Below are 22,835 nucleotides of genomic sequence, written 5' to 3' on the forward strand. Positions count from 1 at the left end.
GGTCGCCCCGGATGCACTGAGCGTCCGCCCGCGCCTAGGCTGGCGGGGCGGACGCGGCTGGGGCTAGGGTCTCAGCTCGGGCGGTCGTCAGGCGCGACCGGGAGGGACGCGGGGCGGCGCTCCTCGGCAGGCTGGCGTTGCACGGCGGGCTGGGCCTGGACGTGCGCCGAGGCCGCAGGTTGACTGGCGGGCTGGGCGACGGGGTGCAGGGGGTCGGGCTGGCTCTCCAGCGCCGCTTCACCGGTCGCGTCGGGGCGGCTGGCCAGGGGATCGAGGTGCGGGGCGTCCTTGTTGACGCTTTCGACCAGGATGTCCAGCACGTCGCCGTCGCGTGCGGCCTGCACGGCCCTGTGGGTGACGATCTCGCCGACGTTCAGGATGATGCTGTCGTCCGGGGCGAGGATCACGCGGGTGACGGGACGGCCCAGCGCGTCGCGGACCTTCTGCTCCTGCGCTTCCTGCTGCCGCTGGTCGATGGCCTGCTCGGCCTGCTCGCGCTTGTCGCCCAGCCAGTGTTTGGCACGTTCGAGCAGGTTCCCGGCGCTCTCGCTGACGTTCCCCAGGCCCTGGCTGACGGCGCTGGTGGCGGCCACGCCGGGGCGGGCGGTGCTGGTGGTGGCGTCAATCAGGGCCTGCTGCACCCCGACGTGCCGGGCGCGGTCCAGGATGGCGGGCGTGACGATCTGGCCCTGCGCGGCCACGAGGCTGCCGCCGGGGGCGCGCACGTCGGTCTTCACGCGGCGGCCGATGGTCGCCTCGGGGCTGTTCGGGTCGAGCTGCTGACGTTGCCGTAGGCCCTCGACACCGTCCTGGAGGGCGCCGCCGGTGGCGGTGGCGGTCAGGGCGGCGAGGCGGCCGGTCTGCTCGGCGCGGTCGGCCTGGAAGCTGGTGATGGTGGCCCCGGCGGGCACGATGACCTCGCCCGCGTCGGTGGTGATCTCGCTGCGGGCGGTCTTGCCGATCACGTACGCCTTCTGGCGTTCGGCGGTGGCGCCCTTGACGTCCTCGTAGGATTCCTGCACGCGGTCGCGGGCGCTGCCGTACGCCTCGGCGATGGTGCCGCCGGTCGCGGCGGTGGCGAGCGCGGCGAGTTTCCCGGCGGCCTCGGCGTCGTCAGCGTGCGCGGCGGTGATGGTCTCGCCCTTGGCGACGATCAGGTGGCCGTCCACGGCAGTGATGTCGCCCCCGGCGGTCTTGCCGACCACGTATTCCTTCTGGCGTTCGCGAGTGGCCTCGGCGATGTTCTCGTAGGCGCCCTTGACCCCTTCGGCCGCGTTGCCGTACGCGTCCTTGATTCCCTCGGCGGCGTTCTGGTAGGCGCCGCTCAGGCTTTCACCGGCGCTGCTGAGTGCGCCCTTCAGGCCGCCGTCCTCCTGCTCCTGCATGGCCTGCGCGACCGTGATGGGCACGATGGCGGTGTCGGTGCCGATCTGCACGCTCTCGGGCGCGGGGACGAAGGTGCGGCCGCTGCTCAGGTCGGCGAACAGGCCGCCGGTGGCCTCGTACCCCTCGACCCGCCCGGTGTGCTCGTCGAAGAACACGTCCGCGATGCGGCCCAGGTTCTGCCCGTCGGTGGTGAGCAGGGTCAGGCCGACGAGGCTGATCTTGCTGTCCAGCGCGTCTTTCAGCCGGCCGTCCTCGCGGGTGGTGGTGACGTCTTCGGGCGTGCCGATCATGATGGCGTCCTCGCCGACGCTGCGGATCCGATCAAACGGCACGACTTTCGCGGCGCTGAACCAGCCGCCCTCGTCGACGAGCAGGCCCAGCACTTGATTGGCCTGATGATCGAAGATGACGTCGTGCACTCGGTCAATCTTTTCGCCACTGCTGACCGCGACGATGCTTCGGTTGAGGATGTCTTTGCCTTTGATCATGGGGTCTCCGGGGTGGGCGTCAGAAGCCCAGGTTGAGCAGGCCCTGCGGCTTGAGGTACAGGAAGTACACCAGCAGGAACAGGACGATGAGCAGAATGAGGACGAGCAGGATTCGACTGCCGCTGCCTCCGGGTTTGCCTTTCAGTCGGGTCATGGGGCCTCCAAGACCGAGTGTATGGAGCGCCGCTCAGGGTTCTGTGGGGAGCCACTGACGCTGGCTTGACTGAACCTTGCGGCCCCCTTTAAGCACAAGGGGGGCTAGCCTGAGCGCATGAGTGCTGCTGCTTCGGCCCTGCCTTTTCTGCGTGCGTCTGGCGCGCCGCCCGCCGAGTTCGAGCGTCCGCTGTCGGACCTGCCGCTGACCGTGCTGGTGGGCGTGACCGGGGTGGGTAAGAGCACCGCGCTGGCCGCCCTGACGGGCACGGACGCGGGCATGCGGGTGCTGCCGGACCGGCGTGAGGTGACGGACACCGTGATGATCCTGCCCGCCACGGGTGGCGCGCCGGTCCGGGACCGCGAGGACCGCTTCCGGCTGACGGCGGCGTACCGTGACGCGCATCCGGGCGGCATGGCGCAGGCGCTGGGGTCGCTGCTGGCGGACGTGCGGCACTGGGGCGAGGCGCCGGTGTTCGATGGGCTGCGCGGGCTGGAGGAGGTGCGGTTCGCAGCGCAGGCGTTCCCGGCGTGGCGGTTCGTGGCGCTGGGCGCGCCGGACGCGGTGCGGGTGCGGCGGCTGCTGGGCCGCGCGGACGCGTTCGATCAGGTGGGCGCGGGTGGGGGCGGCGCGCTGCGCGAGGACCTGGGGGCGCTGACGGGCGTGGACGCGGTGTTCACCCCGGCCGAACTGGATGACCTGGCGGCGCTGGCGCAGGCGGGATTCGCCCCGGCGGATGTGCTGGCGAAGGTGAAGATCGTGGTGTCCGAACGCCGCAACTACGACCCGGTGGCAGCCGAGGCGTTCCTGCGGACGCTGCCGCCCGCGCGGGCGCTGGTGCTGGACACCGTGGCGCTGGACCCGGCGGGTGTGGCGGCGGCCGTGCGCGCCTGGGCCGGGGGTGAAGCGTGAGCGCCCCCACCGTCGCGCGGGTGGAGGGCATTCCCTTCCGGCTGCCGCTCACATCGGCGCTGGCGTGGGGGGCGCACTCGGCCCTGAGTGCCGCTGAGCACGTGCTGGTGCGCGTGACCCTCTCGGACGGGACGGTGGGGCAGGCGGAGGCCACGCCGCGCCCCACCATCTACGGCGAGACAACTGCGAGCGTGCTGGGCATCCTCACGCATCTGGAAGCGGGCCTGCGGGGGCTGGCGATCACGGATGAGGTCAGCCTGAACCGGGTGCGGAACAGTGTCGTGAACAACCACACGGCGCGCGGCGCACTGGACATGGCGCTGCATGACGCCCGCGCCCGCGCGCAGGGCGTCACCCTGTTCGACACACTGCTGGGCCCGAGCACGCGGGTGCGGCCCAGCTTCATTCTGGGCATCGCCCCGCCCGAGGAGATGCTGGCCGAGGCGCGGCGTGTGGTGACGGCAGGGGTGCGCTGCCTGAAGGTGAAGGTGGGCCGCGAGCACGAGCGGGACCTGCGCGTGATCCGCGAGCTGCGCGCCGAGTTCGGCCCGGACGTACTGCTGTACGCGGACAGCAACGAGACGCTGACGCCGCAGTCGGCCCCGGCGGCGCTGGACGCCATGCGCGAGGCGGGCCTGATGTACGTCGAGGAGCCCCTGCCCGCACGGAACCTGCGGGCGCGCGCCGAGTTGCACGCGCAGGGGCGGTTGCCGGTCGTGGCGGACGATTCATGTTTCACGCCTGCCGATCTGGACCGCGAACTGGATTTCGATACCTTCGACGTACTGAACGTCAAAACCGCCCGCAACGGCTTCACGGACGGCCTGAGCATGCTGCGCCGGGCGGCGGCGGCGGGCAAGCGGGGCATGGTGGGCTCGCAGGCCAGCACGGGCCTGGGCACCATTCACGCGGCGCTGCTGTCCACCCAGGCAGAGGTCACCGAGCCGTGTGAACTGAGCTTCGTGCTGAAGCTCCAGGATGATCTGCTGAACGCCCCGATCGCATTCCGGGACGGGTGGCTGGATGTCACTTCCATGAGAGAACTCCGAGTGGATGAAGCCAAACTGAGCCAGTACCGGCTTTCATGAAGGGCCTGTGTAGGCAGTTCCAGTCGCATAAACCCCCGGGCATCATCTGAAGCAGGATCTGGGTCATATGCCTGTCATGGTTGTCCTTCAATAATGAGGTATGGCTCAAGAGATGCTTAACGCACTGCTGCTGCCGCTGCTGTTCAGCATGGCGGGCGGCACCTTCGTCTTCCTGCGGCGCCCCGAGGCCCGCCAGCAGGGTCTGCTCGTCATGATCCTCTTCCAGCTGGTCGGCGCCGCCGGGTACACCCTGCAGTCCACCCTGGAAGTCTTCGCGCTGCTGTGCGTGCACGCCCTGTTCGTGCTGGTCCTCATGACCCGCCACCTGCAAACGCCACACGTGGCACCCCAGACCAGCGGCGACTGACCCCGACCCTCCCACCCGGGCGGCCCCTGCACCGGCGGGCCGCCCGCCGCCGTCGACCGTGAGGGCCGCCGCAGCCTCAGCGGGCGCGGGCGGGTACACTCGGGCGCATGACGCGCCGGGACCTCGACTCGCGCACCCAGACGCTGGAACGCACGCACACGCAGCGGCCCCGCCTGTTCCGGGTGCTGCTGCTGAACGACGACTACACCCCCATGGAATTCGTGGTGATGGTGCTCAGGCGGTACTTCCGCAAGGCCGAGCAGGAGGCCGAGCTGATCATGCTGGCCGTGCACCACAAGGGGCAGGGCGTGGCCGGCGTGTACACCCGCGACGTGGCGGAAACGAAGGTCGCGCAGGTCATGAACCACGCACGCCGCGACGGGCACCCCCTGCGCGTCGTGGCCGAGCCGGAGGCGGACGCATGATTGGCGATCATTTGCAGGTCACGATCGGCCGCGCGGCGGACTACGCGCGCGAGGCCGGGCATGAGCTGGTCACGCTGGAGCACCTGCTGCTGGCGCTGACGCACGATCCGGAGGCGCGTGAGGCGCTGCTGGCGGTGGGCGTGGACGTGGAGCGGCTGCGCGAGGATCTTCAGGCGCTGCTGGCGGAGTTCGAGGTGGTGCCGGATGCCGAGCCGGACTTCACGCTGGGCGTGCACCGGGTCGTGGAGGGCGCGGTGTTGCAGCTGCACGCGAGCGGGAAGGGGCATGAGGTCGCGGACGGCGCGCGGGTCCTCGTGGAGTTGCTGGAGGAACCGGACAGTCCGGCGCGTGCGGTGCTGGAGGCGCGGGGGGCGTCGCGGCTGGACGTGCTGAGTTTTGTGTCGCACGGCGCGGCGAAGGTGCCGGGTCGTGAGCGGGAGCGGCGCGTGGCGGGCGTGGACGGCCCGGCCCCCGAGGCGCCGGAGGCGGAGGTGGACCCGCTGGAGGCCTACGCCGCCGACCTGACGGCGCAGGCGCGCGCCGGGGCGTTCGATCCGGTGATCGGGCGCGTGGCGGAACTGGAGCGGGTGGTGCATGTGCTGGCGCGGCGCGGGAAGAACAACCCGGTGCTGGTCGGCGAGCCGGGTGTGGGCAAGACCGCGCTGGCCGAGGGCCTCGCGCAGCGGATCGTGGACGGTGAGGCGCCGGGCTTCCTGCGGGGCGCGTCGGTGTTCGCGCTGGATCTGGGGGCGCTGCTGGCCGGGACGCGCTACCGGGGTGATTTCGAGGCGCGTCTGAAGGCGGTCCTTGCCGCGCTGGACGGGCAGAACGCGGTGCTGTTCATCGACGAGCTGCACACGCTGGTGGGCGCCGGGGCGACCGAGGGCGGCAGCGTGGACGCCGCGAACCTCCTCAAACCGGCCCTCGCGCGGGGCAAGCTGCGGGTGCTGGGGGCGACCACCCCGGCGGAACTGCGGCACCTGGAGAAGGACCGGGCGCTGTGGCGCCGCTTCCAGACCGTCGAGGTGCCCGAGCCGGGAGAGGAGGACGCGCTGAAGATCGTGCAGGGCCTCGCGCCCCGCTACGAGGCGCACCACGGGGTGGTGTTCACGCCGGACGCGCTGGACGCGGCGGTGCGGCTGTCGGTGCGGCACCTGCGCGACCGCTTCCTGCCGGACAAGGCCATCGACGTACTGGACGAGGCGGGCGCGGCCCGCAGCAGCGCCGGGACAGGCGGTACCATCGACGTGCCGGACATTGAGGGCACGGTGGCCCGCATGGCGCGCGTGCCGCTGGGGGCCGTGAAGGCCGAGGAGGTCATGTCCCTGGCGACCCTTGAGGCTGACCTGAAGGCGCGGGTGTTCGGGCAGGACGCGGCGGTGGGTGCCGTGGCGAGCGCTGTGAAACTGGCCCGCGCGGGCCTGCGCGACCCGAATAGACCGCAGGGGGCGTTCCTGTTCGCCGGGCCGACCGGGGTGGGCAAGACCGAACTGGCCCGCGCGCTGGCCGAGCGGCTGGGCATTCACCTGGCGCGGTTCGACATGAGCGAGTACCAGGAGGCGCACACGGTCGCGCGCCTGATCGGGGCGCCCCCCGGGTACGTGGGCTTCGATCAGGGCGGGCTGCTCACGGACGCGGTGGCGAAGCATCCGCACGCGGTGCTACTGCTGGACGAGATCGAGAAGGCCCACCCGGACGTGTACAACGTGTTCCTGCAACTCATGGATCACGGGACGCTGACCGACCACACCGGGAAGAAGGTGGATGGGCGCGGCCTGATCCTGGTGTTCACCACGAACGCCGGGGCGGCGGACGCGTCGCGGCCCGCGCTGGGCTTCGGGCGGGTGGGCCGCGCGGGCGAGGAGGCGGAGGCCGTGAAGCGGACGTTCACGCCGGAGTTCCGCAACCGCTTGGATGGGGTGCTTCACTTCGCGCCGCTGTCGCCGGAGGTAATGGGCGGCGTGGTGGACAAGTTCATCCGCGAGTTGCAGGTGCAGCTGGAGGAACGCGAGGTGGCCCTGAGCGTCACGCCCGCGGCGCGCGCGCGGCTGGCGGCGCTGGGGTACGACCCGCTGATGGGCGCCCGGCCCCTGGCGCGCGTGATCGAGGCGCAGCTGAAACGCCCGCTGGCGGACCTGATGCTGTTCGGCCGCCTGAAGGGTGGCGGGCGGGTGCGGGTCGGCGTCAAGGATGGGAGCTTCACTTTCACTTAATTGCGTGTACTGGACGTAAAGATTCCCTGGCTTTCTCCTCACATGAGAAGCGCGGGGAATCGGGAAGATGACAGGCATGAAACCCACCCTGCTGGCCCTCCTGACCGCTGCCCTCCTCGCCTCCTGCGCGCCGAAGACCGAGTCCACCGAGACCTCCACCGACGGCACCACCACCACCACCACGACCGACACTGGCGTGGCCGCTGACAGCACCATGAACAACAACGACAGCGCCAACGCCAGCGAGGAAGCGGACATGGCCGCTGGTGACGGCCTCGAAGGCATGGTCATGAACTTCGACGGCACCGCTAAGACCTTCGGTCTGAACGAAGACGACAAGAACTACGAAGTCAGCGTGACCGACACCACCACCTACGAAGGCAACGCCACCACCGCCGACGACTTCTTCGGCACGGACCGCAACAACGCGAACGTCGCCGTGGAAGGCGAGATCGAAGGCACCAAGCTGGTCGCCAGCAAGATCACCCTCAACTGAATCACCCCACACGCCGGGCCGGGTTCCTTCGGGAGCCCGGTTCTGCCGTGACGCTAGGCTGGGTGGATGACCGACGTGCTGATCCGCCCCGCCCACCCCTTCGACGCGGCGTTTGCCGTGCCGCTGATTCAGGCGACCATCGGCCGTATCGGACTGGCCCTGACCGGAGCGGCTGCCGACGTGAAGGCCGAGCGGGCCCTGCTGGGCTTCTACCCTCTGCGCGGCAACCGCCTGAGTTTCGAGCATCAACTGATCGCGCAGTCGCCTGCCGGGGAGCCGCTGGGCCTGATTCTCGCGTACCCCGGCGAGCACGCTGAAGCGCTGGACGAGCCGTTCCGCGAGCGGCTGCGCGCGCTGGGCCTGCCGGGCCGCGTGGAGTCCGAGGGCACGCCCGGCGAGCTGTACGTGGACACCCTGGCCGTCACAGAGGCCGCGCGTGGGCGCGGCACCGGGGGGCAGCTGCTGGACGCGGCCGCCGAGCGCGCTGCCGGACTGGGGCTGCACCGGGTGGGCCTCCTGGTCGAGGACGGCAATCCGGCCGCGCGGCTGTACGCCCGGCAGGGTTTCCGCCCGGCAGGGACGCGCGTGCTGGCGGGCGGGACGTACACGCATCTGGTGCGCGACCTGACCTGACCCTCCCCCTTAGGGTTGATCCGCACGGGGGGTGCCGGGCGGTATGCTCCGCGCGTGCGCACTCCGGTTGTGGTTGGTCTGGTGGTCCTGGCGGGCGTGGTGGCGGTCGTGTCGCCCGCCGCGCCGTTTCTCGCGCGGTACGGCACGCTGCCACGCAAGGCCGCTGGGCCGGTCAATCTGGTGCTGGCGGGCATGGACGTGGACTACAATGACCGCGCGCCCGTCTGGCCCTACCCCCCCAAGGAGGATCCGTACGCGGGCCGCACGGACACGCTGATGCTCGCGCAGGCGTGGCCGGACGGACGGGTGAACCTGCTGAGCATCCCGCGCGACTCGTGGGTGAACGTCCCGAAATCCGGGTGGGGCAAGATCAACGGCGCCAACCGCAGCGGCGGTCCCGAGGGGCTCATGCAGGCCGTGCAGGACCTGACGGGCCTGCCGGTGGACGGGTACGCGCTGCTGAACCTGAACGCGGTGCCCGCCCTGGTGGACGCGGCGGGGGGCGTGACGGTGGACGTGGGGCAGGTCATGAAGTACGACGACAACGCCGGGAACCTGCACATTGACCTGAAGCCCGGTCGGCAGCGCCTCAGTGGCGAGCAGATGGTGGGCTTCCTGCGCTTCCGGCACGACAACATGGGCGATATCGGGCGGATCGCGCGGCAGCAGCAGTTCGTGGGGGCGCTGGGGGCGCAGGTGCGGAGCCCGCTGAACGTGTGGCGGCTCCCGCTGATGGTCGCGGCCATCGACCGGAACATGAAGTCGAACCTGACCCGCTCGCAGGTGGCGGCGCTGATGGGCGCGGGCCTGAGCGGCGTGAAGATCAAGACGCATCAGGTGCCCGGCAACTTCGGATACCGGGGCGCGGCGAGCATCTGGGAGGTAGACCGCGCGGCGCTGGGCGCGCTGGTGGCCAAGAATTTCCGTGACCCGAACGATCCGCGGTCGCTGGGCGTGGCGGTCGTGAACACCGACGCCCCGGACGGCAGCGCCCGCCGAATGAAGGAGCGGCTGGAGGGCTTGGGGTACGCGAACGTCTGGATAGTGAACGAGACGCGCGGCCCGGCGAAGACCACCGCATCGGGCGCGGCGGCGGCGCGGGTGCTGCGCGACGTGGGCTTCGGGACGGTCACGGAGCAGCCGCTGGCCTCCGGCGCGGACGTGACGGTGCGCCTGGGCTCGGACACGCCTGCCCCCTGAGGGCCGCAGCAGAAGGCGAGGGGGGCCACGACCGGTTTCCCTCGCCTGTCCATTGATCCCCTCTTGATCTGAAACGATTTAGACCGTACTGTGCTGGGCATGACCTCTTCCCTGACCGGCGAGCTGAAGTGGTGGCAGAGCGGCATCATCTACCAGATCTACCCCCGTTCCTTCCAGGACGACAGCGGCGACGGCGTGGGCGACCTGCGCGGCATCACCCGCCGCCTACCCTACGTGGCGAGCCTGGGCGTGAAGGCCGTGTGGCTCTCCCCCATCTTCAAGAGCCCCATGCGCGACTTCGGCTACGACGTCGCCGACTACTGCGACATCGACCCGCTGTTCGGCACGCTGGAGGACTTCGACGCCTTCGTGGCCGAGGCGCACCGCCTGGACCTGAAGGTCATGCTGGACTACGTACCCAACCACTCCTCGTCCGACCACGCGTGGTTCCAGGAGGCGCTGACCGGCAAAGGCAGCGCGAAACGCGACTGGTACGTGTGGCGCGACCCGGCCGAGGACGGCGGCCTGCCCAACAACTGGAAGTCCTTCTTCGGCGGGCCCGCCTGGACGCTGGACGAGGCCAGCGGGCAGTACTACTTGCACCAGTTCCTGCCCAGCCAGCCGGACCTGAACTGGCGCAACCCGGCGGTCAGGGAGGCGATGTTCGACGCGCTGCGCTTCTGGATGCGCCGCGGCGTGGACGGCTTCCGCGTGGACGTCATCTGGCTGCTCGCCGAGGACGACCGCTACCTGGACGAACCCGAGAACCCCGACTGGCAGCCCGGTCAGCCCGAACACTGGAGCCTCCTGCACCCCTACACGCAGGACCAGCCGGAGACGCACGAGTACATCCGCGAGATGCGCGCCGTGCTGGACGAGTTCGACGACCGCATGATGGTCGGCGAGATCTACCTGCCGGTCGAGCAGCTCCTACCGTACTCGGGCACGGAGGACGCGCGGATGGTGCACCTGCCGTTCAACTTCCACCTGATCCTGATGCCCTGGCAGGCGCAGGAGGTGCGGCGTTTCGCGGACAGCTATGACGCGGCGAGCCTCGCGGCGGGCGCGTGGCCGAACTGGGTGCTCGGCAACCACGACCAGCACCGCTTCCGCAGCCGCCTGGGTGACGCGCAGTACCGCGTGGCGCAGACCCTGCTGCTGACCCTGCGAGGCACCCCCACCGTGTACTACGGCGACGAGATCGGCATGCACGACGTCGAGATTCCCGCTGACCGGATCGTGGACCCCGCCGCGCTGCAACAGCCCGACAGCCCCGAAGCGGGCCGCGACCCGGAACGCACCCCCATGCAGTGGGACGCTGGCGTCAACGCGGGCTTCAGCGCGGACGGCACGACCCCCTGGCTGCCCATCGCGGACGACTTCGCCACCCTGAACGTCGCCGCGCAGGAGGGCGACCCGGCCAGCGACCTGAACTACTTCCGCGCCCTGACCCGCCTGCGCCAGGAGCATCCCGCGCTGATCGGCGGCACGTACCGCAGCGTGGACGCCCCCAACGACGTGTTCGCCTTCGTCCGCGAGGAGCACGGCGAGACCCTGACCGTCCTGCTGAACTTCGGCGCGCAGACCCACGACCTGGGCGCCCTGGCAGGCGGCAAGACTCTCCTGAGCAGCCTAGGCGACCAGCCCGCGAGCGGCGCGGTCCTGCGCCCGAACGAAGCCCGCATCCTGCGGGGGTAAGGGGACGTAGGGAGCGGGGACAACAGGGAGAGGGGGAGGTTGTCCGGTGACAGCCTCCCCCCTCCTCTGCTGCTGCGGCAAGCGGGGGTGGATCTTCACCCCCAGCCCACCCGGCCCGTTCAGGCACTCATACGGGTAGCGCGTCACGCGCCCAGTCTTCAAGCTCGTCAGTTCGCCCCGCACCTTCCAGATCTGCGCGGTGACGGGCGTCACGCTGAGGAGACGATTGGCCGGTCCCTCTGCCCCGTACAGCTTGGCGAGATTCAAGCGCGCGTGAGCCACGCACTCCCGCGTGATCGCCTGCGGCTCCGGCAGCGGATCGTCCTGGCGGAAGGTCACCACGGGGGACTGCGCTGTCCTCCCGTCGTGCGCGGCCCGCAGGCTCACGCCGAGCATCACGGCCAGCAGGACGCACGCCAGCACCGGTCCGGTCCTCTGCATCGTCGTCATCCCAGCCTCCTCTGCTCAGGAGGGGGTGGGGTCCGTCACGCGACGAAGCCCACCCCCTCCAGTTCCCACGTTCAGTGTCAGGTCGCGCGGCGGGCCTGCATGACCTTCAGCAGCACGGGCACGATGCTGATTACGACGACGCCACCCACGATGAGCAGGATGTAGCGGTCCAGGTGGGGAATGCGGTCGCCCAGGAAGTAGCCCAGGGCGGGGACGCTGACGCCCCACAGGATCGCGCCGAGGATGTTGTACAGCGTGAACGGTGCCAGGGGCATGCGGCTCACGCCGGCCATGGTGGGGACCAGGGTGCGGACGACCGGCACGAAGCGGGCGAGCACGACGGCCAGCCAGCCGTAGCGGGTGAAGAACAGTTCGGCGCGGGTCACGTACTCGGGCTTGAAGTACCGGGCGTCCTGGTTGGCGAAGATGCGCGGCCCGAACCTTCCGCCGATGAAGTACCCGGCGACGCAGCCCAGGACCGCGCCCGCCACGACGGCCGCCATGATGCCCCCGAGGCTCAGGGCGCCCCCGGCGGCGAGGACCCCGGCGGCCAGCAGCAGGGTGTCGCCGGGCAGGAAGAAGCCCAGCAGCAGGCCCGTCTCCGCGAAGACGATGGCGAAGAGGCCCACGTAGGACGCGGAGAGGATCAGGCTGGTCAGGTCGTGCATACCCGCGCAGGCTAGCGCGTCCCGGCGGAGCGGGCCGTCCGCCATTGGTTGTGGGGCGTGCCGCTCAGCGGGCGCGCAGGTTCGTGGTGTTTCCAGCGGTGTCGGTCACGACAATGTCGGCCCAGATGCCGGTCGTCTCGGCGTAGAACTCGACCTCCTTGCCGGGCGTGATGTTCAGGCGGTTGCCGTCCACGCTGATCTGCGCGACGCGGACGTTGTCGCTGGCGACGCCGGACACGCGGATGACGTTGCCGCTGCGCTCGAAGCGGGTGACCTTCACGGTGGGCCGCGCCGGGTCCACGCTGACGGGCAGCACGAGTTTGCCCTCGTTGCCGGCGGCGTCGCGGGCGGTGATGGTGTACTGCCCGGTCGGGGTGGACAGCACCGCCTGGAACTGGAAGCGGGCGATCTTGCGGCTGCCGGGCTGGATGGGAATGGTCTTGCCGTCCACGCGGATGTCCGTGACGCCCATGTCGTCCAGCACGTAGCCCTGCACCAGGAAGCCGTTGGCGGTGCGGGTGGCGCCGGTGTCGGTGACGCTGATGCGCGGCGTGAAGTTGTCCGTGGTGCGGGCGCAGCTGCCCAGCGTGAGGCTCAGGGTGGCCCCCAGCAGGGCAAGGATGGGGGCTCGGCGCATACAGCGGGAGTATACCGGGGCGGAGGCAGACGGGCGGGACGCGCGCATGAGGGTGGGCGCTTAGAATGCCGGGCGTGAATTCGTCCGCCCCAATCCGTTCCGCTGGCCGCAGCGCCGCGCCGCGCGTGTCGGCGTTCATTCCGGAGGGCACGCGGGACGTGCTGCCGCCCGAGTGGGCGCAGCGTGAAGCGATCCGCGCGCAGCTCTCGGGCCTGTTTTCCCGCTGGGGGTACCGGGGTGTGGAGGTCCCCGCCCTGGAGTACGCCAGCGCGCACCACCCGCAGGACGCGGTGGCGTTCAAGCTGATCGACTCGGGCGGGCAGGTGCTGGCGCTGCGCAGTGAGTTCACGACCGCCGTGGGCCGCCTGGTGCGCACGCGCTACCCGCAGGGGCCGTTCCCGCTGCGCCTGCAGTACGGGGGGCGGCTGTGGCTGCGCGCGCTGAACAGTGAGCTGGGGCGCCTGCGGGAGTTCAATCAGCTGGGCGTGGAACTGATCGGCGTGGAGACCGCGCAGGCGGACGCGGAGTTACTGCACCTCGCGGCGGCGGCGCTGGGCGCGGTGGGACTGGGCGAGCTGGGCGCGACGCTGGAACTGGGCTACCCGGGCTTCGTGGACGCTGTGCTGGAGGACGCCGGGCTGCACGGCGCGGCGCGCGCGGCGCTGCACGACGCGATTGACCGCAAGAGTGGCGCGGACGTGGACCTGCTGTGCGCTCAGTTCGGGCTGAGTGGCGAGGCGCGCCGCACCCTGCACGCCCTGACGGACCTGTACGGCGGGCCCGAGGTGCTGGACGCCGCGCAGGCGCTGGCCCGCGGCACCCGCGCGCAGGAGGCGGTGGCACACCTGCGCCGCGTGGCGGGGCTGTACGGCAGCCCGCTGCTGTTCGATCTGGGTGTCAGCCGCCGCTACGATTACTACACCGGGCTGACCTTCCGGGCGTACGCGCCGGGCCTGAACCAGCCGGTGCTGGGGGGCGGGCGTTACGCGCTGGAGGGCGGTTTGCCGGGCGCGGGTTTCGCGCTGGGCCTGGAGCGCCTGATGCGCGCCGTGGCCGGTGACCTGCCGCCCGAGCCGGAGGTGGTGCTGGCGCTGGACCTGCGGGCGGCCGAAGCCGCGCGGGCGCAGGGCCTGCACGCGGAACTCGCCTGGACGGACGACGCGGAGGACCTGCGGGCGTTCAGCGTGGCGCGCGGCATCCACCGCTGGGCGCGCAGTGCGGACGGCGCGCTGACCTTCCAGCCCGCCGGGGAGGTGACGCTGTGACGCCCGCCCCAGCCCGTGACCCGCAGCACCTCACGCTGGCGCTGCCGAAGGGGCGCATCCTGGAGGACGCCATCGCGCTGCTGTCGCAGGCGGGCCTGCCGCTGACCCTGCCCGAGAAATCCCGCGCGCTGCGGCACGAGTTCCCGGGCGTGACCGTGCTGGAACTGCGCAACCAGGATGTGCCGGTGTACGTGGATCTGGGCGTGGCCGACGCCGGGATCGTGGGGAAGGACGTGCTGATCGAGTCGGGCCGCGCCGTGTACGAACCGGTGGACCTGAAATTTGCCGGGTGCCGCCTCTCCCTGATCCGCGAGGTCGGGGCGGGCGGCGAGATCGCCCGGGTGGGCACGAAGTACCCCCGCGCGGCCCGCGCGTACCTGAACGCGCGCGGCATTCCCGCCGAGATCGTGAAACTCAGCGGGAACATCGAACTGGCCTGCCTGACGGGCCTTGCGGACGCCGTGGTGGACCTCGTGCAGACAGGCAGCACGCTGCGCGCCAACAACCTGGAGGAAGTGGACGTGCTGTTCCACTCCACGGCTCGCCTGGTGGTGAACCGCGCGGCCCTCAAAACCCGCCGTGAGCGCCTGCGGCCCCTGATCGAACGGCTGCGCGACCTCACGGGAGCGCCGGAGGACAGCGCGTAAACCGGGCAGCCCGACGTGTCAGCGGTTCAGGTCCTGGATGTAGGTTTTCATCTCCGCGATTTCTTTCTTCTGGGTGGTGATGATCCCGTCGGCCAGGGCCCGCACGCGCGGGTCTTTCAGCTGGGCGCGTTCGCTGGTCAGGATGGCAATGGAATGGTGGGGGATCATGGCGCGCATCCAGGCGACGTCGCCCACCAGGGTCTGCGTGCGCACCAGCCACAGGCCGGCGGCGAACAGTGCGGCGCTGCCCAGGAGGATCGCGCGGTTTCTCGCGGGGTTGCGGTACATGTGCCGCATGAACAGCAGCATGATCACGGCCATGGCCGCGGTGGACATCATGGTCATGTACAGCCGCGTCCAGCTGAAATACACGTGATCAAGCTCGTACGTGTTGAAGTACATGACGACGTACATCACGGCGGCTGACGCGAGGATCATCAGCGCGAAGCGGCGGTATGAGTTGCCCGGCATTCCGCCCTGCTGATCCGCGTGTGGGGCCGTGCCGGGGGTGGGGGATGTCATCCGCTCATTCTCCGCCGGGGTGGCCCCAGGCCGTGAATTCACCCTTGATGCAATCTTCCCCCGGCCATCACGTCCCCTCAATTTCGGGGTGCGGCGGCTGGCGTGCCGCTTCAGCTGGCGCTGGTCATGGCGGCGTTCAGGGCGCGTTCCATGCGGGTCAGCGCCTCGGTCAGCAGTTCGCGGCTGGTGGCGAAGTTCAGGCGGATGAACCCCTGGTACTGCGGTTTGTGGCCCTCGTGCGCGAAGACCGGCCCGTCGTGAATGGCGACCCGCGCTTCCTCCAGCAGGAAATTCTGGATGTCCGCCGCGCGCGGGTGGTCCCGCAGGTCCAGCCACGCGAGGTACGTGGCCTCGGGGCTGTGGAAGCGCACCCAGGGCAGCCGCTCGCGCAGGAACGCGGCCAGATAGTCGCGGTTGTCCTTGAGGTACTGCACGGTCTCGGCCAGCCAGGGGCCGCCCTCGGCCAGCGCGGCGCGCCACATGGTGAGGCTCAGGGCGCTCTCGTGGCCCATCAGGCCGCCGGCCGCGCCACGCACGCGGGTCAGGAGCTGGGCGTTGTGGCTGATCATCGCGCCGATGCCCAGGCCTGCCGTGTTGAACGCCTTGCAAGGCCCGGTCAGGGTGATGGTGCGGTTTTGCACGCGCGGGTCCGCCGCGAACGCCTCAAAGGGCTCGCCGGTGAAGCGCAGGTCGGCGTGCAGCTCGTCACTCATGACGAACAGGTCGCGCGCCAGCACGAGGTCGCGCAGCTTCTGCAACTCCTCGGCGGTCCAGACGCGGCCGGTGGGGTTGTGCGGATGGCACAGCAGCAGCAGGCGCGACCCGCGCGACGCGGCGTCCATCGCCGCCCAGTTGATCTCGAAGCCGTTCTCGCCGTCGCGCAGCGGCACGCCCGCCACGCGGCGGCCCAGGTCCGTGATCGCCAGGTGGAACGGGTGGTAGATGGGCGTCATGGTCACCACGGGTTCGCCCGGGGTGGTCAGGGCGTGCACGGCGGCGTAGATGCCCGGCACGACGCCCGGCAGGAACGTCAGGTTGTCGTGCGTCAGGCTGTCCAGGCCCTGCGCGGCCAGGCGGGGCAGCAGCGCGTCTTTCAGGCGGGTGTCGCCGCGCAGTTGCGCGTACCCCAGGCCCTGGTCCAGCCGCTCGTGCAGGGCCTTCATGATGGGCGGCGCGACCGGGAAGTCCATGTCCGCGACCCACATGGGGATCACGTCTTCCGGGTACAGCGTCCACTTGAGCGAGTCGGGGTGACGCAGGGCGTTCACGTCCAGGGTGTCACGTGGGTTCCGGGCGGTGTCCGTCATGCGTGCGAGCATACGCCCCGCCCATGAGGAGGGGTGGAGCGGCGCGTGCGGCGCGCGGCGGGGCTACACTGCTCGGCATGCTGGCGATCATCGGCGCAATGGACGAAGAAATCGAGTTGCTGCTCGCGGACCTGCGGGAACGGGAGGACCTGACGTTCCCGGGCGTGACGCTGCACCGGGGCGCGCTGGACGGCGTGCCGGTGCTGCTCACGCGCGGCGGGATCGGGAAGGTGAACGCCGCGATGACCACCACGTACCTGCTGATGCAGGGCGCGACCCGCGTGATCTTCACGGGCGTGGCTGGCGGCGTGCACCCGGAGCTGCGCGTGGGCGACATCGTGGTCAGCACGGACTGCGTGCAGCACGACGTGGACGTGACCGCGCTGGGGTACGCGGTGGGCACCGTGCCGGGCGAGGTGCCGGCGTGGCCCGCCGATGAGACGCTGCGCGCGGTGGCGCTGGAGGCCGCGCGGGACGTGCCGGGCGTGCGGGTCCTGGACGGCCGCGTGGCCAGCGGGGATCAGTTCATCGCCTCGAAGGAGGGCGTGACGCGCCTGTGGTCGAGTTTCGGCGCGGCCTGCGCGGAGATGGAGGGCGCGGCGGTCGCGCAGGTGTGCGCGAAGGCCGGGGTGCCGTTCGTGGTGATCCGCTCGGTCAGTGACACCGCCGACCACGACGCGAACGTGGATTACCGGGAGTTCATGCCGCGGGTCGCGCGGCACGCCAAGCAGGTCGTGCGGGGCATGCTCGCGCGCCTGAGCGCCCAGGCCAGCTGAGGCCGTGACCGCAGGCTCGGTCACGGCGCGCCTCGCGGCACCCGCCCGGTTCGTGCTGGGCCTGGGCGTGCTGCTGGCCTTCGCGGCGGCCGGTCAGGCGCTCACGGGCGCACTGGGGCTACCCCTGCCGGGTTCAGTGGTGGGCCTGCTGCTGCTGTGGGCGGCGCTGGGGCTGAAACTTGTGCGGCTGCACTGGATTGCGGACGCCGCCGACGGCCTGCTGGGCATCCTGGGCCTGCTGTTCATTCCGGCCACCGTGGGCTTCCTTCAGTTCCTGAGCGCGGGGGCCGCGTGGGGGGTGTGGCTGCTGGTCATGACCGCGGGCCTCCTGATCGGTTCGGGCGCGGCGGGTCTGCTCGCCACACGCCTCCTGCGCCCGGAGGACAGACCGTAATGGGCGCGGGGTCCGCCGCGCTAACCACCCGGGCAGGCCCGGTCGCGTGGGCTGCGCAGCGGCGTCCGCCGAGTCCCTCATGACCTGGATCATGGTGACGCTGCTGGCGTTCGTGGCGGGCGCTCTGGCGGGGCTGCGGGTGCGCTCGCCCCTGGCGAACCCCACGCTGATCGGCACGCTGATCGTCGCGGTAGCGCTGCTGCTCACGCGGGTGCCGTACGAGCGCTACCTGCACGACGTGCAGCCCCTCTCGGCGCTGCTGACGCCCGCCGTGGTGGCGCTGGCGGTGCCGCTGTACCGCCTGCGGGCGCTGCTGGCGCGGCAGTGGCGGGCGCTGCTGCTGGGCGGCCTGACCGGGACGGCGCTGGGCGTCACGGTGGACACGCTGCTGGCGCGGGCGCTGCACGTCAGCGTGGACGCGCAGCGTGCCCTGCACACCGCGCCCGCCACGAGTCCCGTCGCGCTGCAACTCGCGCCGTTCACGCACGCGCCGCCCGCCCTGGCGGCCACGCTGGCGGTCCTGTCAGGTCTGGTGGGCGCCCTGGTCCTCCCGCCCATGCTGACGGCGCTGGGCGTGCGGCATCCGCTGGCGCGCGGCATTGCCATCGGGGCCGTCGCGCACGGCGTCGGCACTGCCCGCGCCCGCGAGGAGGGCGAGCACACGGGCGCAGCGGCGTCCATCGGCATGGGGCTCGCCGCGATTCTGGTCACGCTGATCGTGGCGCTGCTCGCCTGACCGGCACGCGCGGGGGGCACGCAGGACAGCGGCCGGGACGAGTCGAGCCTGCGTGGGGCGGCCCAGATCTCCCGCACCGGGGCCGCAGCTCTTCCCTCCCCCAGCCAACTCAGGCCACTTCTGCCCGCTTTCCCTTGACGGGTGGCCTGCGCAGCCGGGATGCTGGGGGCAATGGCGCGCAAGGTGAATCCCATTCAGGACCGCTTGCGGCGCGCGGCGCTGGAACGTGCGGCGTACCTGGCGATCTACGAGCGGGGGTACGCGGGCGTGACGCTGGCGGATATCGCCGCGCACGCCGGGGTGAGCCGGGGCACGCTGGTGTACCACTTCGGGAGCCGGGCGGGCCTGCTCGCGGCGGTCATGCGGCGCTTTTCCCGCACGATTGCCGTGGCGACCCGGCGCGCGGTGCGGCAGGCGGGTACGCCGGAGGGGAAACTGCGGGCGTACGTGGACAACCAGTTCTACGGGCTGGTGAACACCCGGCGGTTTTACACGGTGTCGCTGGATTTCCTGGCGGCGGCCACGCGCGACCCGGAGCTGATGGCGATGCAGCGGGCGTTCCTGGCCGAGTCGCTGGCGGTGGATCTGGAACTGGCGCGTCTGGCGGGCCCTGCGGGCGCGGAGGGCCGGGCGCGGCTGCTGCGGGCGCTCGTGGAGGGCCTCAGCGTGCGGTTTCTGGCGGACGCCGAGCCGGACCTGGAGGTGTACCGCGCCGACTGCATGACGGGCCTGCGGGCCGTGCTGGGCTGGCCGGCGGAAGGCGCGGCGGTCAGCACGCAGAGTCTGCGCTGACCGCCGAGCTGCGGTTCAGACGTGCACGCCGTCCAGCGTGGCAATGCCGTGCTTCAGGGCGTACAGGGCGGCCTGGGTGCGGCTGTCCAGGCCGAGTTTGCTGAGCAGGCGGGACACGTGGGTTTTCACGGTGGCCTCGCTGACGCCCTGGTCGGTGGCGATGTCGCGGTTGCTGTAGCCGTGCGCGAGGAGTTGCAGGACGATGGTTTCCTTGGGCGTGAGGCTCTCGCGCATCTCGCCGCCCCGGAAGTCCCGCACGAGACGCTTGGCGGCTTCGGGGTGCAGGCGGACCTCGCCGCGCGCGGCGGCGTGGATGGCGTCGGCCAGCGTGTCGGAACTGGCGTCCTTGAGCATGTAGCTGATGGCGCCCGCCTCGATGGCGCCGTTCACCTTGTGCTCTTCCAGGGTGCTGGTCAGGGCGATGACCTCGGTGTCCGGGTGCTGGCGTTTGAGGGTGCGGGTGGCGGTGATGCCGTCCATGACGGGCATCATCAGGTCCATGATGACCACATCGGGGTGCAGGGTGGCGGCGGCCTGGAGGGCTTCCTCGCCGTTGGCGGCCTCGCCGATGACGTCAATGAGGGGGTCGAGGCCCAGGAAGAGGCGCAGGCCCTGGCGGACGACGGCGTGGTCGTCGACGAGCAGCACGCGAACGGCGGGGGGCTGGCGGGTGGGGTCGTGGGTCATGGGGTCTCCGGGTGGGGTCAGGGTCGCGTGGGCATCCGGGTGGGTGCAGGTGGGGTGGGCGGTTCGGGCGCGGCGCGGGTGGTCACGGTGACGCGGCTGCGTCCGGCGTCCACGAACACGTCGAGGTCCGGGGCGGGACTGGGGGGCTGATCTGCGGGGAAGGTGTCGGTGTCGCGGTCGGGGTAGCGGACGCGGGCGGTCAGGCCGGGTGGGAGGAGCAGGGTGACGTGCCCGCTCTGGGTGCGGATGTCGAGGTTGCCGCGTGTGTGGCTGGTGGCGGTGATGCGGATGTCGCCGCTGCCGGTGGTGACGGTGCCGCGCCCGGTGAGGACCGGCAGGGTCAGCTGGATGTCGCCGCTGTCCGTGCCGATGCCCAGCGTCTGGGCGGTCTGCCCGGCGAGATTCAGGTGCTGGTTCCCGCTGCTGGTGTTGACGCGCAGGGCGTCGGTGCGGCTGCCGGTGGGGGCGCTGAGGGTGACGGGGCCGCTGCGGCTGACCACGCTGATCGCCCCGGATTCCCGGCCGGGCAGGTTCAGCGTGAGGTCCCCGCTGTCACTGCGCACGGTCAGGGCCCGCAGGCGCAGCGGCGTGAGGTTCAGGCGCTGCTGGCCGCTGGCGGTGGCGGTGCTCAGCGTGACGGGCAGGTCGCGGCTGAGCGCCACGTCCAGGGCGTGCTGCACGCCTTCGGGGCCGCCGATGATCATGCCGCGTTCCCGCAGGGGCTGCACGTTCAGGGTCAGCCGGGCACTGACGCTGCGCCCCTGGCGGGTCACCTCGGCCTGCACGGGGTTCCGGGCGCGGTGGTGCGCCAGGCCACGCAGGACGTACGGCGTGCCGCCCGGCAGGGGCGTGACGGTCAGGTCGGCGCGGTCGCCGCTGACGGTCACGGCGGCGCTGCCCGCTAGGTCCAGCGGCAGGGGACCGTCGCGGTGCACGCTGATGGGCGTGTCCTGCACGCTCATGCCGGGCGTCAGGGTGCGGGCGCTGCCCAGCCACATCAGGGCGCCGCCGGCGGCGGCGATCAGCAGACCCCACGCCATGCGGCCCAGCGTGCCGCCCAGGGGCCGGGAGGCCGGTACGCTGGTCACGGGGCGCTCCCGGAGTCTGCGGCGCCGGGCGTGCGGGGCAGGGTCAGGGTGACGAGGGTGCCCTGGTCGGCCGCGCTGCGCACGAGCAGGGTGCCGCCCGCCCCGGCGGCGCGTTCGCGCATGCTGCGCTGGCCCAGCGTGCCGCGCCCCTGGGCGTTCACGTCGAAGCCGCGCCCGTCGTCGCGGACACTCAGGGTGACGTGCGCGGCGTCCTGCGTGACGCTCAGCCACACGGCGCGTGCGCGGGCGTGCTTGACGGTGTTGTGCAGGGCTTCCTGCGCCACGCGGTACGCGGCGGCCTGCGCGTCGGGGCTCAGGTCCGGTTCCTCGCGCAGGTCGGCGTGCACGGTCAGGCCGTGGCGGGCTTCCAGGGCGTGGGCGTGCTGGGTGAGCGCGGCGATCAGGCCGCCTTCCTCCAGCGCGTCGGGGCGCAGGCTGAACAGCAGCGCCTTCATCTCCGACACGCCGCCCTCCGCGAGGCGGATGGTGTACTCCAGGCTCTGGCGGGTGCGGTCCGGGTCGCGTTCCAGGGTGGCGCGGGCGGTCTTAGCGCCCAACGTGATGCCGTACAGCGCCTGCGCGACGCTGTCGTGCAGTTCCCGCGCCAGCCGGGCGCGTTCGAGTTCCCCGGCGCGCGCGCCGGCCCGCTCGATCAGCTGCGTGGCGTGCAGCGCCGTGCCTGCGTGATCGGCAATGGAGAGCAGGAACGCCAGTTCGTCCGCGCCGGGCCGCGTGCCGGGCGCGTACAGGGCGCGCAGGGTCCCACCGTCCCCGCCGGCACTGGCGGGCAGCGTGACGGGCAGGGTGGCCAGGGCCGCCCCGCCGCGCAGGGGCGTCAGGCTGGCCTCACCTGGCGCGGGCGGGCGGGTTAGGGGTCCAGCCAACGCCGTGAGGTCCGGGCCTGCCGCGCCCGGGCCGGGCAGGTCCGGCAGGAAGCCCAGGTCCTGCGCGAGCAGGGTGCCGTCCGCGGTGACCAGCACGACGGCGTCGGCGGTGCTGGCTTCGCGTGCCTGCACGGTCAGGTCGCGCAGCGTGGCGTGCAGGTCGTCGCCCAGCGCGACCCGCCCGGCGGCGCGGCGCAGGGCGATCACCTCACGCCGGGCGGCCTCGGCCGCGTCCTGGGCCAGAAGCGCGGCGCCCAGGCGGGTCCACATGCGGCCCATCAGGTTCAGCACGCCGGCCGTGACGATCAGCGCGCCCGCCCCGGTCAGCATCAGCCCGGTGATGGCCAGCGGCCCGGGGCGCAGCGTCCACTCGTTCCACACCAGGGGCACGCTGGTGTTCAGCGCCCACAGGGGCGCGCCCAGACCCAGCACCACGGCCGCCAGGAGCGCCGCGAGCACCACCCAGCAGATCAGGCCCAGCGGCAGCTGAATCACGTGGAACAGCAGCGTGCGGTACGTGGCCGGTTCAGCCAGCGTGGCGCCCAGCCAGCCCAGCAGCCCGCCGGACGACAGGCCCGGGGCGGCGCGCGCGAACCGCACGCCCAGCACGCCGGTCAGGGCGCGCTGCACGTCCCCAAGTGCCGTGACCAGCCACAGCGCCGCGATCAGGAACAGGGCGCCCACCAGGACCGGCAGGGTCAGCACGCCGCCCAGTACGGTGGCCGTGAGCAGCGCGGCCACCAGCGCCCCGGCGGGCACGCTGAGCAGCACGTACGCGGCGGCGCGGTACGTGGATGGGTCCAGCAGCTCCGCCAGGACGTGGGCTCTGGCAGGGCGGGTGGGCTGGGGGGGGCGGCCCTGATCCATCACCCTTATCATGCCGCGCAGCGTAGCGGCCGCCCGGATGGGTGGGCGTCCCCCG

At 71.6% G+C, this 22,835-nt stretch carries 25 protein-coding genes; 15 read left to right on the forward strand and 10 right to left on the reverse strand.

Annotated elements, in window-relative coordinates; genetic code table 11:
* Window positions 1-71: 71 nt before the first annotated feature.
* Complete coding sequence (locus IEY63_RS05085) at window positions 72-1,874, reverse strand: PRC-barrel domain-containing protein (RefSeq protein WP_189067824.1); 1,803 nt, start codon at window positions 1,872-1,874, stop codon at window positions 72-74.
* A 19-nt stretch (window positions 1,875-1,893) separates the two neighbouring features.
* Window positions 1,894-2,028 (reverse strand): hypothetical protein, encoded by a 135-nt coding sequence (locus IEY63_RS22435; protein ID WP_268239641.1) that lies wholly within the window; start codon window positions 2,026-2,028, stop codon window positions 1,894-1,896.
* Between the two features lie 117 nt (window positions 2,029-2,145).
* On the opposite strand from IEY63_RS22435, the gene IEY63_RS05090 reads away from it, so the two are divergent.
* The 9 genes from IEY63_RS05090 (at window position 2,146) to IEY63_RS05130 (ending at window position 11,060) form a co-directional block, all read left to right on the forward strand.
* The gene (locus IEY63_RS05090; RefSeq protein ID WP_189067825.1) at window positions 2,146-2,940 is read left to right on the forward strand and encodes a P-loop NTPase family protein; all 795 of its coding nucleotides are present in this window, start codon (window positions 2,146-2,148) and stop codon (window positions 2,938-2,940) included.
* A complete protein-coding gene (locus tag IEY63_RS05095; RefSeq protein WP_189067826.1) occupies window positions 2,937-4,028 on the forward strand; it encodes an enolase C-terminal domain-like protein in 1,092 nt (363 codons plus the stop codon). The genes IEY63_RS05090 and IEY63_RS05095 overlap by 4 nt, the downstream gene beginning before the upstream one ends.
* A 112-nt stretch (window positions 4,029-4,140) precedes the next feature.
* The gene (locus IEY63_RS05100; protein WP_229784489.1) at window positions 4,141-4,395 is read left to right on the forward strand and encodes a hypothetical protein; all 255 of its coding nucleotides are present in this window, start codon (window positions 4,141-4,143) and stop codon (window positions 4,393-4,395) included.
* 107 nt (window positions 4,396-4,502) lie between these two features.
* Window positions 4,503-4,820 carry an ATP-dependent Clp protease adapter ClpS gene (gene clpS, locus IEY63_RS05105; protein WP_189067828.1) on the forward strand — a complete coding sequence of 106 codons (318 nt, stop codon included), beginning with the start codon at window positions 4,503-4,505 and terminating at the stop codon, window positions 4,818-4,820.
* Window positions 4,817-7,033 (forward strand): AAA family ATPase, encoded by a 2,217-nt coding sequence (locus IEY63_RS05110; RefSeq protein WP_189067829.1) that lies wholly within the window; start codon window positions 4,817-4,819, stop codon window positions 7,031-7,033. Before clpS ends, IEY63_RS05110 begins: the two co-directional genes overlap by 4 nt.
* Window positions 7,034-7,109: 76 nt before the next feature.
* Entirely contained in the window at window positions 7,110-7,529 is a 420-nt protein-coding gene (locus tag IEY63_RS05115; RefSeq protein WP_189068093.1) for a hypothetical protein, read from the forward strand.
* 66 nt (window positions 7,530-7,595) lie between these two features.
* Window positions 7,596-8,162, forward strand: a complete 567-nt coding sequence (locus tag IEY63_RS05120) for a GNAT family N-acetyltransferase (protein ID WP_189067830.1) — start codon at window positions 7,596-7,598, stop codon at window positions 8,160-8,162.
* A 54-nt stretch (window positions 8,163-8,216) separates the two neighbouring features.
* Window positions 8,217-9,362: an LCP family protein gene (locus tag IEY63_RS05125; protein ID WP_189067831.1), complete on the forward strand. Its 1,146-nt coding sequence runs from the start codon at window positions 8,217-8,219 to the stop codon at window positions 9,360-9,362.
* A gap of 99 nt (window positions 9,363-9,461) precedes the next feature.
* Window positions 9,462-11,060: an alpha-amylase family glycosyl hydrolase gene (locus tag IEY63_RS05130; RefSeq protein ID WP_189067832.1), complete on the forward strand. Its 1,599-nt coding sequence runs from the start codon at window positions 9,462-9,464 to the stop codon at window positions 11,058-11,060.
* Here IEY63_RS05130 and IEY63_RS05135 read toward each other — a convergent pair.
* From IEY63_RS05135 to IEY63_RS05145, 3 genes are all read right to left on the reverse strand, one after another.
* Window positions 10,995-11,510 carry a hypothetical protein gene (locus IEY63_RS05135; protein WP_189067833.1) on the reverse strand — a complete coding sequence of 172 codons (516 nt, stop codon included), beginning with the start codon at window positions 11,508-11,510 and terminating at the stop codon, window positions 10,995-10,997. The two genes, IEY63_RS05130 and IEY63_RS05135, sit on opposite strands and share 66 nt — an antisense overlap.
* Before the next feature lie 77 nt (window positions 11,511-11,587).
* Window positions 11,588-12,178 carry a DedA family protein gene (locus IEY63_RS05140; protein WP_189067834.1) on the reverse strand — a complete coding sequence of 197 codons (591 nt, stop codon included), beginning with the start codon at window positions 12,176-12,178 and terminating at the stop codon, window positions 11,588-11,590.
* A gap of 64 nt (window positions 12,179-12,242) precedes the next feature.
* Window positions 12,243-12,815 carry a hypothetical protein gene (locus IEY63_RS05145; RefSeq protein ID WP_189067835.1) on the reverse strand — a complete coding sequence of 191 codons (573 nt, stop codon included), beginning with the start codon at window positions 12,813-12,815 and terminating at the stop codon, window positions 12,243-12,245.
* 74 nt (window positions 12,816-12,889) lie between these two features.
* On the opposite strand from IEY63_RS05145, the gene hisZ reads away from it, so the two are divergent.
* On the forward strand, window positions 12,890-14,080 hold the full coding sequence (gene hisZ / locus IEY63_RS05150; protein WP_229784490.1) for an ATP phosphoribosyltransferase regulatory subunit: 1,191 nt from the start codon (window positions 12,890-12,892) through the stop codon (window positions 14,078-14,080).
* Window positions 14,077-14,727: an ATP phosphoribosyltransferase gene (gene hisG, locus IEY63_RS05155; RefSeq protein ID WP_189067837.1), complete on the forward strand. Its 651-nt coding sequence runs from the start codon at window positions 14,077-14,079 to the stop codon at window positions 14,725-14,727. The genes hisZ and hisG overlap by 4 nt, the downstream gene beginning before the upstream one ends.
* 18 nt (window positions 14,728-14,745) lie before the next feature.
* Here the strand turns inward: hisG and IEY63_RS05160 are convergent, their stop codons facing one another.
* On the reverse strand, window positions 14,746-15,249 hold the full coding sequence (locus IEY63_RS05160) for a DUF305 domain-containing protein (protein ID WP_229784491.1): 504 nt from the start codon (window positions 15,247-15,249) through the stop codon (window positions 14,746-14,748).
* 110 nt (window positions 15,250-15,359) lie between these two features.
* A complete protein-coding gene (locus IEY63_RS05165) occupies window positions 15,360-16,556 on the reverse strand; it encodes a MalY/PatB family protein (RefSeq protein ID WP_229784492.1) in 1,197 nt (398 codons plus the stop codon).
* A 77-nt stretch (window positions 16,557-16,633) separates the two neighbouring features.
* On the opposite strand from IEY63_RS05165, the gene IEY63_RS05170 reads away from it, so the two are divergent.
* From IEY63_RS05170 to IEY63_RS05185, 4 genes are all read left to right on the forward strand, one after another.
* Complete coding sequence (locus IEY63_RS05170; protein ID WP_189067839.1) at window positions 16,634-17,332, forward strand: 5'-methylthioadenosine/adenosylhomocysteine nucleosidase; 699 nt, start codon at window positions 16,634-16,636, stop codon at window positions 17,330-17,332.
* A 4-nt stretch (window positions 17,333-17,336) separates the two neighbouring features.
* Window positions 17,337-17,726 carry a CidA/LrgA family protein gene (locus tag IEY63_RS05175; RefSeq protein WP_189067840.1) on the forward strand — a complete coding sequence of 130 codons (390 nt, stop codon included), beginning with the start codon at window positions 17,337-17,339 and terminating at the stop codon, window positions 17,724-17,726.
* 79 nt (window positions 17,727-17,805) lie between these two features.
* Window positions 17,806-18,462, forward strand: coding sequence for an LrgB family protein (locus IEY63_RS05180; protein WP_189067841.1), 657 nt, complete (start codon window positions 17,806-17,808; stop codon window positions 18,460-18,462).
* 171 nt (window positions 18,463-18,633) lie between these two features.
* Window positions 18,634-19,254 (forward strand): TetR/AcrR family transcriptional regulator, encoded by a 621-nt coding sequence (locus tag IEY63_RS05185; RefSeq protein WP_189067842.1) that lies wholly within the window; start codon window positions 18,634-18,636, stop codon window positions 19,252-19,254.
* Between the two features lie 15 nt (window positions 19,255-19,269).
* On the opposite strand, the gene IEY63_RS05190 is transcribed toward IEY63_RS05185, so the two are convergent.
* Genes IEY63_RS05190 through IEY63_RS05200 form a run of 3 tightly spaced genes read right to left on the reverse strand, consistent with a single transcriptional unit; the run spans window position 19,270 to window position 22,792 of the window.
* Window positions 19,270-19,941 carry a response regulator gene (locus IEY63_RS05190; protein WP_189067843.1) on the reverse strand — a complete coding sequence of 224 codons (672 nt, stop codon included), beginning with the start codon at window positions 19,939-19,941 and terminating at the stop codon, window positions 19,270-19,272.
* Between the two features lie 17 nt (window positions 19,942-19,958).
* Window positions 19,959-21,029, reverse strand: a complete 1,071-nt coding sequence (locus tag IEY63_RS05195; protein ID WP_229784493.1) for a DUF4097 family beta strand repeat-containing protein — start codon at window positions 21,027-21,029, stop codon at window positions 19,959-19,961.
* Window positions 21,026-22,792 carry a sensor histidine kinase gene (locus IEY63_RS05200; protein WP_189067844.1) on the reverse strand — a complete coding sequence of 589 codons (1,767 nt, stop codon included), beginning with the start codon at window positions 22,790-22,792 and terminating at the stop codon, window positions 21,026-21,028. Before IEY63_RS05200 ends, IEY63_RS05195 begins: the two co-directional genes overlap by 4 nt.
* Between the last annotated feature and the right edge of the window lie 43 nt (window positions 22,793-22,835).

Source organism: Deinococcus radiotolerans, from assembly GCF_014647435.1.
In the GTDB taxonomy this organism is placed as follows: Bacteria; Deinococcota; Deinococci; order Deinococcales; family Deinococcaceae; genus Deinococcus; species Deinococcus radiotolerans.